This is a genomic window from Desertihabitans aurantiacus, from assembly GCF_003344635.1.
Lineage (GTDB): Bacteria > Actinomycetota > Actinomycetes > Propionibacteriales > Propionibacteriaceae > Desertihabitans > Desertihabitans aurantiacus.
The window spans coordinates 1-11,592 of the sequence record NZ_QPKK01000114.1 but is presented as its reverse complement, the minus strand read 5'-3'; the positions used below and the strand labels follow the sequence as shown (position 1 = coordinate 11,592).

At 74.6% G+C, this 11,592-nt stretch carries 12 protein-coding genes; 11 read left to right on the top strand and 1 reads right to left on the bottom strand.

Features of this window, described 5'->3' with window-relative positions:
- Nucleotides 1–240 precede the first annotated feature (240 nt).
- From DVA66_RS10770 to DVA66_RS10750, 5 genes are all read left to right on the top strand, one after another.
- Nucleotides 241–1,071, top strand: a complete 831-nt coding sequence (locus DVA66_RS10770) for a helix-turn-helix domain-containing protein (protein ID WP_114560087.1) — start codon at nt 241–243, stop codon at nt 1,069–1,071.
- A gap of 197 nt (nt 1,072–1,268) precedes the next feature.
- On the top strand, nt 1,269–1,655 hold the full coding sequence (locus tag DVA66_RS10765; protein ID WP_114560086.1) for a hypothetical protein: 387 nt from the start codon (nt 1,269–1,271) through the stop codon (nt 1,653–1,655).
- Nucleotides 1,652–2,248 (top strand): methyltransferase family protein, encoded by a 597-nt coding sequence (locus tag DVA66_RS10760; RefSeq protein ID WP_114560085.1) that lies wholly within the window; start codon nt 1,652–1,654, stop codon nt 2,246–2,248. Before DVA66_RS10765 ends, DVA66_RS10760 begins: the two co-directional genes overlap by 4 nt.
- A gap of 79 nt (nt 2,249–2,327) precedes the next feature.
- On the top strand, nt 2,328–3,518 hold the full coding sequence (locus DVA66_RS10755; protein ID WP_114560084.1) for a Gfo/Idh/MocA family protein: 1,191 nt from the start codon (nt 2,328–2,330) through the stop codon (nt 3,516–3,518).
- Nucleotides 3,515–4,597 (top strand): Gfo/Idh/MocA family protein, encoded by a 1,083-nt coding sequence (locus DVA66_RS10750; RefSeq protein ID WP_114560083.1) that lies wholly within the window; start codon nt 3,515–3,517, stop codon nt 4,595–4,597. The genes DVA66_RS10755 and DVA66_RS10750 overlap by 4 nt, the downstream gene beginning before the upstream one ends.
- Before the next feature lie 28 nt (nt 4,598–4,625).
- Here the strand turns inward: DVA66_RS10750 and DVA66_RS10745 are convergent, their stop codons facing one another.
- A complete protein-coding gene (locus tag DVA66_RS10745) occupies nt 4,626–5,111 on the bottom strand; it encodes an SSI family serine proteinase inhibitor (RefSeq protein ID WP_157973950.1) in 486 nt (161 codons plus the stop codon).
- Nucleotides 5,112–5,255: 144 nt separating this feature from the next.
- Between DVA66_RS10745 and DVA66_RS10740 the strand changes: the two genes are divergently transcribed.
- The 6 genes from DVA66_RS10740 (at nt 5,256) to DVA66_RS10720 (ending at nt 11,544) form a co-directional block, all read left to right on the top strand.
- The gene (locus DVA66_RS10740) at nt 5,256–8,234 is read left to right on the top strand and encodes a S8 family serine peptidase (protein ID WP_114560081.1); all 2,979 of its coding nucleotides are present in this window, start codon (nt 5,256–5,258) and stop codon (nt 8,232–8,234) included.
- A gap of 138 nt (nt 8,235–8,372) precedes the next feature.
- Entirely contained in the window at nt 8,373–8,519 is a 147-nt protein-coding gene (locus tag DVA66_RS20900; protein ID WP_157973949.1) for a hypothetical protein, read from the top strand.
- A gap of 74 nt (nt 8,520–8,593) precedes the next feature.
- A complete protein-coding gene (gene ilvA, locus DVA66_RS10735) occupies nt 8,594–9,856 on the top strand; it encodes a threonine ammonia-lyase IlvA (RefSeq protein WP_232821893.1) in 1,263 nt (420 codons plus the stop codon).
- 25 nt (nt 9,857–9,881) lie between these two features.
- Nucleotides 9,882–10,241, top strand: a complete 360-nt coding sequence (locus DVA66_RS10730) for a DoxX family protein (protein WP_114560079.1) — start codon at nt 9,882–9,884, stop codon at nt 10,239–10,241.
- 176 nt (nt 10,242–10,417) lie between these two features.
- The gene (locus DVA66_RS10725; protein WP_114560078.1) at nt 10,418–10,708 is read left to right on the top strand and encodes a hypothetical protein; all 291 of its coding nucleotides are present in this window, start codon (nt 10,418–10,420) and stop codon (nt 10,706–10,708) included.
- A gap of 20 nt (nt 10,709–10,728) precedes the next feature.
- Entirely contained in the window at nt 10,729–11,544 is an 816-nt protein-coding gene (locus DVA66_RS10720; protein ID WP_114560077.1) for a MerR family transcriptional regulator, read from the top strand.
- Nucleotides 11,545–11,592: the final 48 nt, after the last annotated feature.

Genomic DNA, 11,592 nt, shown 5'->3' with positions numbered 1-11,592 from the left:
CGGGCGCCGGCGACCACGTGGTGCCCGCGTCCGGCGAGCCCCGCGGCGACGGCCTCGCCGATGCCGCTGCTGGCGCCGGTGACGAGCACCACCTTGGGCGTGGGAGCGGGAGCGGTGGTCAGGGTCTGGTTCGTGTCCATGTCTCCACCGTGGTCGCCCCGACGGCGCGGCGGGAGGCCGCGGCGTTCGGGGGAGCACCGCACCCACCCTCGGGGCGCGCCCGCGTCCTACGCTGCGGACATGGTCGACAACGAGCTCGGTCGCTACCTGGTCTCCCGCCGTGCCCAGGTGACCCCCGACGCCGTCGGGCTGCCCCCGACCGGCCGGCGCCGCGTCCCGGGGCTGCGCCGGGAGGAGGTGGCGCTGCTGGCCGGTGTCAGCGTCGACTACTACGTCCGGCTCGAGCAGGGCCGCGAACGCAGCCCGTCTGCGCAGGTGGTCGACGCGCTGGCCTCGGCGCTGCGGCTGGACGAGGACGCCCGCCTGCACCTGTTCCGGGTGGCCGGGCTGGCCCCGCGGGCCCGCACGGCGGTCACCCAACGGGTCGAGCAGTCCCTGCAGGACCTGGTCGCCGCCTGGCCCGAGAACCCGGCCGTGGTCTACAACCGGGCCTACGACGTGCTGGCCTCCAACGCCATCGCCGACGCGCTGTTCCACTCCTGGAGCTCCACCCGCAACCTGCTGCACCTGGTCTTCACCGACCCAGCGGCCCGCACCTTCTACCGCGACTGGGACGAGGTCGCCCGCGGCTCGGTGGCGGCCTTCCGGCTCAGCCACGGCGAGGCCCCCGACGACCCGCGGGTGCGGCAGGTGCTGGCCGAGCTGCTGGAGGTCAGCCCCGAGTTCGCCCGGCGGTGGGCCGACCACGACGCGCGCGGCAAGACCCTGCTGCGCAAGCGGTTCAGCCACCGCGACGTCGGCGAGCTCACCCTGACCATGCAGACCTTCGACGTCCGCGCCAGCCCCGGCCAGGAGCTCGTCGTCTACTCCGCCGGTCCCGGCTCCGGCAGCGCCGCCGCCCTCCGGCTGCTCGGCTCGCTCGCCGCCACCCCCGCCGGCGACCGCAGCTGAGCAGCGTCCCGGCACCGGTGGCGGTGGTGGGCGGGGAGGTCCTGGCGTGCCGCCGGTCGAGTGTCACCTTCCTGGGTGCATCCGGCGTCTGCGAGCCCGGGATCGTGACACCCGGTCGAGCGCCGACACCGGTCGTCCACCCGCCGGGCGCCCGGGGCAGGGAGCGCCGGGTCGGACGGGCACGCCATCATGAGCCGGTGACCGCCCGCCGCCTCGCCTCCGCCTACCTCGCGGCCCAGGGCGTCGCCGTCGGCGTGTGGTGGGCGCTGCTCGCCCTCCGGCCCGACGTCCGCGCGCTCTTCGAGCTGGGCGAGCCGGCCCTGCTGGACGCCTACCTGCCGCCCGACGTCGTCCTCGCCGTCGTCTCGCTGACCGCCTCCCGGTTCGCCGCCACCGCCCACCCCGCGGCCCCGGTGCTGACCGGCGCCGTCCTCGGCGCCATCGGCTACGGCACGGCGATGACGGTCGGCCAGGTCCTCGGCGCCGGCCAGGGCTGGATCGGCCTGGTCGCGATGGTCGCGGGCACGGCGGCCACCGCGGCCTGCCTGCTGGTGGTCGGCCGCCGGGAGGCGGAGCCGGCGTGAGGCTCTACCGGACGGCGCGACCGGCCTCCGGCCGGCGCCACCTGCTCAAGACGCTGGCGTGGATGGCGCTGGTGTGGTTCCTCGCCCTGGTCGCCCTGCCCACCCTGCTGCGGAGGGTGGAGCGCGCCGCCGGGGTCCGCCGCCTCGAGATACCGGGAGGGCGGGTGCTGGGCGGGGTGCTGCTGGTCGCGGCGAGCGCGCTCGGCGTCCGGTCCGCGGTGGCGATGGCCGGGGGCGGCGGGACGCCGGTGCCCTTCGACGCCGCCGCCCGGCTGGTCGTCTCCGGGCCCTACCGGTGGGTGCGCAACCCGATGGCGGTCGGCGGGGTCGCGCAGTCGCTGGGCGTCGCCCTGGCGCTCGGGTCGCCGACCTACCTGCTGGTGCCGCCCGTCGGTGCCCTGGCCTGGCACCTGCTGGTCCGGCCGTCGGAGGAGCGCTTCCTGCGCGCCTGCTTCGGTGAGCAGTTCGAGGACTACCGCTCGGCCGTCCCGTTGTGGCTGCCGCACGCGCTGCGCCCCGGCACGTCACGCCCTGCGGCGCCCCGGGGTCTCGCCGGACGGGGGCTGACACGGCCTCGGTCACCGGTCCACTAGCGTGGTCGCCCGCCGGTCCGCGCCGCTCGGTGCGGCCGGGCCCGCCCGCCCCCGCACGACGAAGAGCAGGAGTCGCAGCGTGATCAAGGTCGCCGTCATCGGCACCGGCAACATCTCCCCAGCCCACCTCGAGGCCTACCGGTCCTTCCCCGACCGCTGCCAGGTGGTCGCCCTGGCCGACATCGTCCCGCAGAAGGCCGAGGCGGCCCGGGAGCGTTTCGGGCTGACCGACGCACGGGTGCACGCCTCGCACACCGAGCTGCTCGAGCGCGGTGACGTCGACCTGGTCAGCGTCTGCACGCCGCCGTCCACCCACGAGCAGATCAGCGTCGACGCGCTGACCGCGGGCGTCCACGTGCTGTGCGAGAAGCCGATGGCGCCCTCGCTGGCCGCCTGCGACGCGATCCTGGCCGCCGAGCGGTCCGGCGGCGCCCTCTTCTCCTCGGTGGCGCAGAACCGCTTCCGCGACGACGTGGTCCGGTTCAAGGCGGCGCTGGACTCGGGGCTGACCGGGCCGGTCTCCCGGGTCGAGGTGACCTCGGCGTGGTGGCGCGGGCTGCCCTACTACGACCTGTGGTGGCGCGGCACCTGGGAGCAGGAGGGCGGCGGCTGCACCCTCAACCACGCCGTCCACCACATCGACCTGCTGCTGTGGCTGATGGGCGCACCGCAGGCCGTCACCGCGGTGCTCACCAACGCCGCCCACGAGAACGCCGAGATCGAGGACCTCTCGGTGGCGGTGCTCTCCTACCAGCGGGCGCTGGCCACCGTCACCAGCTCGGTGGTCGACCACGGCGAGCGCCAGCAGATGGTGGTGCAGGGCCGCGAGGCCAGCATCGCCCTCGACGGCGACGTGGTCGCCGACGTCACCCAGCCCAACGGGTTCCCGGTGCCGGGCGGCGACCCGGCCCTGGTGGAGCGGCTGCGGACGCTGGCCGCCGAGCAGCCGCCGCTGGCCCACACCGGCCACACCGGCCAGGTCGACGACGTCCTCAGCGCGATCGAGCAGGGCCGCCGGCCGGTGGTCGACGGCCACGACGGCCGCCGCACCATCGAGCTCATCACCGCCATCTACCGGGCCGGCGTGGAGCGCCGCACCGTCGACCTGCCGCTGGCCGCCGACGACCCCTGGTCGTTGCCCGGCACCCTCACCGAGCGGGCTCCCCGCTTCTTCACCAAGACCGCCTCGGTCACCGAGCAGGCCGGGGCGATCAGCGTCTCCGGCGCCCCCACCGCGGACACCCAGGACAACGACAAGGAGAGCCGATGAGCGCCTCAGACGGCGGGACCTACGCCCCCGCCCCCGTCCCCGCCGCCGTCGTCGAGCCCGGCGACTTCACCTTCGCCGCGATCGGGCTGGACCACGGCCACATCTACGGCATGTGCCAGGGCCTGATCGGCGCCGGCGCCGGGCTGAAGTGGGTCTACGACCCCGACCCGGCCAAGGTGGAGCAGTTCCGCGCGCGGTTCCCCGACGTGCGAGTGGCCCGCTCGGAGGAGGAGGTGCTCGCCGACGCCGAGGTGGGGCTGGTGGCCGGTGCCGCGGTGACCAGCGAGCGCTGCGCGCTGGGTCTGCGGGTGATGGAGGCCGGCAAGGACTACTTCACCGACAAGGCGCCGCTGACGACCCTGGAGCAGCTGGCCGCGGCCCGCGAGGCGGTGGCCCGCACGGGGCGCAAGTACGCCGTGTACTACTCCGAGCGCGTCCACGTCGAGACGGCCGTGTTCGCCGAGCAGCTCATCGAGCAGGGCGCCATCGGCAAGGTCATCCAGGTGATCGGGCTCGGCCCGCACCGGCTCAACGCGCCCAGCCGACCCGCGTGGTTCTTCGAGCGCGCCCGCTACGGCGGCATCCTCACCGACATCGGCAGCCACAACGTCGACCAGATCCTGCACTACACCGGTTCCACCGACGCCGAGGTGGTGAGCAGCACGATCGCCAACCACGCCCACCCCGAGCACCCCGAGCTCGACGACTTCGGCGACGCCCACCTGGTCACCGACACCGGGGCCGTGGGCTACCTGCGCTGCGACTGGTTCACCCCCGACGGCCTGCAGACCTGGGGCGACGGGCGAACCTTCATCCTCGGCACCGAGGGCTACATCGAGCAGCGCAAGTACATGAACCTCGCCACCTCCGACGGCCCCGGCCACCTGTTCCTCGTCAACGGCGAGCAGGAACGGCACTTCAACGTCACCGGCACGGTGGGCTACCCGTTCTTCGGCCGACTGGTGCTGGACTGCCTCAACCGCACCGAGGACGCCATGGGCCAGGCCCACGCGTTCAAGGCGATCGAGATCGCCATCACCGCCCAGAACCAGGCCCGGGACCTCTCCAACCGGGGCTGACGCCAGGATCGGCCGCCGCCCGCCGCGCTCAGGAGCCGGCGGGCGGCAGCAGCCCGGTCAGCGCCGTCCAGCGGGCGATCTCGCAGCCGTCGGTCAGCGCGAACCGGCTGGAGACCGGCTGACCACGCCAGCTGCCGGTGACGGTGGCGGTCTGCGGGCCGCCGTACTGCATCGTGCACTGGCGGTCGGCCGGTACCGGCTGCAACGCGTCGGCGTGCTGCTCCAGCGCGGCGCAGGCCGCCTCCGGGTCGGGGTGGTCCCCGCCGGGCGGGTCGCAGCGCAACGTCCAGGTGGTCACCTGCCCGCTGCCGTCGTCCACCTGCACCACCAGCTCGTCCGCGCCGCCGCCGGGCGTCGGGGTGGGCTCGACGGTGGGCGGCGGGGGAGTCGGCTTCGGGCTGTTCGGCGCCTGCGTCGACGGGGTGGCCTGCGGCGCCGGCCCGGGCGCGCCCGGAGCGCAGGCGGCGACCACGAGCAGCACCAGCAGGCCGATCCGCCAGGGGTGGATGCGCACGGGTCCCTCCTCAGATCTGGGGCGTCCTGGCCGGCACGCCGGAGAGATGGTCTTCCCACGGGGGCCGGACGCGATTATGTTCAGCCTATTTCCCGGCCGGAACCCTGACCGGGCACCCACCTCCTGCCACCCCCTGGAGAGCCTGTGCCAACCTCACCCCGCCGTCGCCTGCTCGGGCTGACGGCCGCCACCTGCGCCGCCGCCGTCGTGCTGACGGGCTCACCCGCGGCCGCGGTGCCGCCCTCCGACCTGCCGGTCCCGGCGTCGGGGCGCTACATCGTCACCCTGACCGACGAGCCGCTGGCCACCTACGACGGCGGCACCGACGGCATCGCCCGCACCCGCCCGACCGAGGGCCGCCGGGTCGACACCACCTCCTCCGCGGCGCGGGAGTACCGCCGCCACCTCGAGGAGCGCCAGGACGAGGCCGCCGAGCGGGTCGGCGTCGAGCCGACCCGTCGCTACGCGGTCAGCCTCAACGGCTTCACGGCCACCATGACCGCCGACCAGGCCCGCGAGCTCGAGACCACCCCGGGCGTGCTGTCGGTGAGCAAGGACGAGCTGCACAAGCCCACCGACGACAAGAACTCGGTGGACTACCTGCGGCTCTCGGGCCCGGGCGGGGTGTGGGAGAGCCTCGGCGGCACCGACGCCGCCGGCCGCGGTGTCGTGGTCGGCGTCCTCGACACCGGCATCTGGCCGGAGAACCCGTCCTTCGCCGGTGAGGAGCTCAGCGCCACCGAGCCCGGCGACGACGACCCGTACCGCGCCTACCGCGACGGCGAGGACATCGTCATGGCGAAGTCCGACGGCAGCACCTTCACCGGCGAGTGCGAGACCGGCGAGGAGTTCACCGCCGACCTCTGCAGCACCAAGCTGGTCGGCGCCCGCTACTTCTCCGACGGCTGGGAGGCCGCGGTCCCCGAGGCGTACCGCAACGACTACCTCTCCCCGCGCGACGGCGGCGGTCACGGCTCGCACACCGCCTCCACCGCCGCCGGCAACGCCGACGTCCCGGCCACCGTGGAGGGCAACGACTTCGGCACCGTCTCCGGGGTGGCCCCCGGTGCGGCGATCGCCAGCTACAAGGTGCTGTGGGAGGGCACCACCGAGGAGACCACCGGCGGCTGGACCTCCGACATCGTCGAGGCGATCGACGCGGCCGTGGCCGACGGGGTGGACGTCATCAACTACTCCATCGGCAGCGGCTCGGAGTCGGCGGTCGACAACCCGATCAGCCTGGCCTTCCTCTCCGCGGCCTCGGCCGGCATCTTCGTCTCCGCCTCGGCCGGCAACAGCGGTCCGGGGGCGTCCACCCTCGACAACACCGCCCCGTGGGTGACCACCGTCGCGGCGAGCACGGTGGCCCCCTACGAGGGCACCGTCGTGCTCGGCAACGGCGAGCAGTACAGCGGCATCAGCACCACCGTGGACGAGACCACCGGGCCGGCGCCGCTGGAGGTGGCCGTCGAGGTGAAGGCCGCGGGCGCCACCGACGCGGACGCGGCGCTGTGCGCGCCGGGCACCCTCGACCCGGCCGAGGCGACCGGCACGATCGTCGTCTGCGACCGCGGTGTCGTCGACCGGGTGGCAAAGTCGGCCGAGGTCGCGCGGGTCGGCGGCATCGGCATGGTGCTGGTCAACCTCAGCGAGCTCAGCCTCGACGGCGACCTGCACAGCGTGCCCACCGTGCACCTCAACCCGCCGGCCTCCACCGAGGTGAAGGCCTACGCCGCCACCCCGGACGCCACCGCCACGCTCGAGCCCGGCAACCTCACCGGCGACACGATGCCCTACCCGCAGATCGCCGGGTTCTCCAGCCGCGGGCCGTCCACCGCCACCGGCGGCGACCTGGTCAAGCCCGATCTCGCCGCGCCCGGTGTGAGCGTCCTCGCCGCGGTCGCCCCGCCGTCGAACTCCGGACGCGACTTCGACTTCTACTCCGGCACCTCGATGGCCGCCCCGCACGTCGCCGGCGCCGCGGCGCTGCACTACGGCGCCGGCGTGCACCCGACCTGGTCGCCGATGCAGGTGAAGTCGGCGCTGATGACCACCGCCGAGGACCTGGTGGACGCCGAGGGCGAGCCGGTCACCGACCCGTTCGTCCAGGGTGCGGGTGAGCTCACCCCGACGAGGATGTTCGAGCCCGGCCTGGTCTACGACTCCGCCGACGAGGACTGGCTGGCCTTCCTCGAAGGCACCGGTGTCAGCACCGGCACCGGGGTGGAGGCGGTCGACCCGAGCGACTACAACACCCCCTCGATCGCGGTCGGCTCGCTGCTGAGGACCCAGACCGTCACCCGCCGCGTCACCGCCGTCGAGCCCGGGCTCTACCGCGCCCAGGCCTCGGTGCCCGGGGTGGACGTCGAGGTCACCCCGTCGATCCTCAACTTCGACAGCGCCGGGCAGACCAAGACCTTCAAGGTCACCCTCACCAACCGCTCGGTGGACTTCGACGAGGCCGCCACCGGTTCGCTCACCTGGAGCGGGGCCCAGACGACGGTCCGCAGCCCGATCGCGGTCACCCCGCGGGCGCTCCTGGCCCCGGAGTCGGTGGCCGGCAGCGGGCGCAACGGCCAGCTGCAGTTCGAGGTGCAGCCCGGCGTCGACGGCCGCTTCCCGATCCGCGCCTACGGCCTGGCCCAGGGCGCGGCCAGCAACGGCACGCTGCCGGCCGGGGCGGCGACCCAGTACGAGACCACGGTCGCCGAGGGCGCCAAGGTGGCGCAGTTCACCACCCGCACCCCGGCCCAGCGGGCCGACCTCGACCTGTACGTGTACCGCGTGCAGGGCAGCACGGCCACCCTGGTGGCGCAGTCGGCCTCCGCGGCGGCGGACGAGACGGTGGTGCTGCCCGCACCGGCGCCCGGTCGCTACATCAGCCAGGTGGTCAACTTCGCCAACGCGCCGGGCACCAGCTCGACCGCCTTCACCCACCGCGGCGCGGTGGTGACCGAGGACTCGGCCGACGGACGGCTCCGGGTCACCCCGGCCGACCCGACCGCCGAGGTGGGCGAGCCGATCACCGTCACCGCCCGCTGGAACCGGGTCGACGGCACCAGCCCGTACCTGGGCTGGGTGGAGTACCTCGACGGCTCCGGGACGGTCCTCACCGTCAACTGAGCCCGACCACCGGCGCCGCGACCACCCAGGTCGCGGCGCCGGTGCGCGTCCGGACCCCTCCGGCGCGTCCTCGCGGACGTCGGGAGGCGGGCGCTACGCTGACCGCCACCCGGACCGGCCGAGGAGAGGATCCCGACCATGGCGCTCACCGACAAGATCCGTCGCTTCCTGGGCTCCCCGCAGGGCAAGCAGGCCGTCGCCCGCGGGCGCCGCGAGCTGGAGAAGCCGGCGAACCGGCGTCGGCTGCAGCAGGTGCTGCGCAAGATCTCCGGCCGCCGCTACTGAGCCCGGTCGGACCCGGTGGAACACTCGGCGGCCCCGGTGCGCCACCGGGGCACGCCCGCGGGAGAATGCCGGTCGTGCCCGAGCCCAGCCGCCCCGCCGTCACCGCCGCCGACGTCGACGCCGCCGCCGCCCGGCTGGAGGGGACGGTGCTGCGCACCCCGCTGCAGCCGCACCCGCGGCTGTCCGGGCTGACCGGCTCCGAGGTGCTGCTCAAGCGGGAGGACCTGCAGGCCGGACGCTCCTACAAGGTGCGCGGGGCCTACAACCTCATCGCCCAGCTGGACGCGGAGGAGGTCGGGCGCGGTGTGGTCTGCGCCTCGGCCGGCAACCACGCCCAGGGGGTTGCCTTCGCCTGCGCCGCCCTCGGCGTCCGCGCCCGGATCCACCTGCCCCGCACCACCCCGCGGCAGAAGCGCCGCCGGGTCGCCGCCATCGGCGGGGACCGGGTCGAGATCATCGTCTCCGGCGGCTACTTCGACGAGGCAGCCGAGGCAGCCCGCCTGGACGCCGCCCGTGACGGCGCGGTGCTGGTGCCGCCCTTCGACGACCCCCGCGTGGTGGCCGGGCAGGGCACCGTCGTGCGCGAGGTGGTGGACCAGCTGGGCCGGGCCCCGGACGTCCTGGTGGTGCCGGTCGGCGGCGGCGGGCTGGTGGCCGGCAGCGTCGTCTGGCTGGCCGAGCACCACCCCACCACACGGGTCGTCGCGGTCGAGCCGCACGGTGCGGCCAGCCTCTCCGCCGCCCTCGGCGCGGGGCACCCGACCACCCTGGCCGAGGTGGACACCTTCGTCGACGGCGCCTCGGTCGCCCGGGTGGGCGAGCTCTGCCTCGACCTCGTCCGCGACCGGCTGGACCGGGTGGTGACGGTGCCGGAGGGGCTGGTCTGCGTGGAGATGATCGACCTCTACTCCGAGGACGGGATCATCGCCGAACCGGCCGGCGCGCTGGCCACCGCCGCGCTGCGCACCCCGCTCGGGCTGGAGCCGGGGGAGACCGTGGTCTGCCTGGTCAGCGGCGGCAACAACGACCTCAGCCGCTATGCCGAGATCGAGGAGCGGGCGCTGCTGCACGAGGGCCGCAAGCACTACTTCATGGTCGACTTCCCCCAGCAGTCCGGGGCGCTGCGGCTCTTCCTCGACGAGGTGCTCGGGCCCGACGACGACATCACCCTGTTCGAGTACGTCAAGCGGAACAACCGCGAGGTCGGCCCGGCCCTGGTCGGGATCGAGCTCGGCGACCCGGCCGACCTGGCGGCGCTGCTGGCCCGGATGGAGGCCAGCCCCATCCACGTCACCCACCTGCCCCCGGACACCCCGGTGACCCGCTTCCTGGCCTAGGCGTGCCCGGCGTAGCGTCGGACCCGTGAGCGCGCTGCCCGACCCGGTGTGGCCAGTGGTGGTGCTGGCGCTGGTCCAGCTGGGCGACGCGGTGATCTGCCTGCGCCCGCTGCCGTTCGTCGCCCGCTGCCTGGCCGACGTGGGGTTCCCGCGCCGCTGGTGGTGGGTGCTGCCGCCGCTGAAGAGCGCGGCCGCGCTCGGGCTGGTGGCCGGCATCTGGATGCCCTGGCTGGGGCTGGTCACCACGGTCGGGCTGGTGCTCTACTTCGTCGTCGCGATCACCATGCACGTGCGGGCCCGCGACCTCGGCCGCAACCTCTTCGTCAACGCCACCGGGATGCTGGTGCTCTGCGTGGCGACGCTGCTGTACTCGTTCCTGCTCTGAGCGTCCGGCTGCCCCGTACCCACCGCCCGGACCCGTCGGCCCTTGCGACCAAAGTCGTAGGCGCAATCCCTCCCTGCGCGGAATGTCGCCCGGGCCAGGGATCGAGCAGGCTGGTGGCCACCGGAGGTGCACCACGTGGGTAGCATCCCGACTCCTCCGGGCGGAGGAGCGAGCCGATGCCTGATCACCCAGCCGCCACCGGCCCGACCGGGGCCCGCTGGCGTCGCCCGCGGCGGTTGCGCCCCGTCGTCGCGGTACCGGCCGCACCGCTCCTGCTGGTCGTGCTGACCGCCTGCCAGGACCCCGTCGTCACCACCCCGCCACCGATCCCGCAGCCCCCGACCGTGACGCTGGAGGAGGCCGACGTGGAGGCGCGGCGGGACGGCACGCTGCCGGCGGCCGTCCACCGGGCCCACGTCGCCCTTCCCACCGCTGCGGACGGGGTCCGGCTGGTGGACCGTCCCTGAACGAGGACCGGAGGGAACCGATGTCCTGGAGCACCAGAGAGCTGGCCCTGCTGGCCGGTACGACCGTCAACACCGTGCGGCACTACCACCGCCGGGGCCTGCTGGACCAGCCCCACCGCGGCACCAACGGGTACAAGCACTACGGCGTCGAGCACCTCGTCCGCCTGCTGCAGATCAGGCGCCTGCGGGAGGTCGGCGTCCCGATCGCCGAGCTCGAGCTCCACGAGCACGGCGTGGGCACGTCGGCACGGGTCCTGCTCGACATCGACGCCGAGCTGGTGGAGACGGTCGAGCGCAGTCGACGGGCACGCGCGGAGATCGAGGCGATGCTGCGTCACGGCTCGACCGGCGGGGTCCCCTCGGGGTTCGAGCGGGTCGCGGAGCGGATGTCGCCGCGCGAGCGCTCGCTCGCCCTGGTCTACGCCCAGCTCTACGACGAGGTCGCCATGGCCGACGTCCGGGAGATGCTGGACGGTGAGGTCGACGAGGTGACCGCGGAGTTCGAAGAGCTGCCCGCCGACGCCGACGAGGTGACCCGTGACCGCCTCGCCCGGCAGCTGGCCGGTCCGATCGCCAGGGCGGTGACGGACCACCCCTGGCTCAGCGCGCCGCAGGAGCGCCTGCGTCAGGACGAGAGAACCGCGGCCCGGACGTGGATGACCGCCGTCGCGGCGCTGTACAACGAGGCCCAGGTCGACGTGCTGCGACGAGCCGGCGAACGTGCGGCGCTGCAGCGGGGGAGGCAGACGGGGCGGGTGCCGACCGGCCCGGGGGCTGGGCGGCCGACCGCCCGCGTCGCACCGGAGGGCCGTCCATCCGCCGTGCCCGCGGCATGATCCCGCGCCGCCCCGCCGGCGGGTGCGTGGCGCGGACGACGCAGGGAC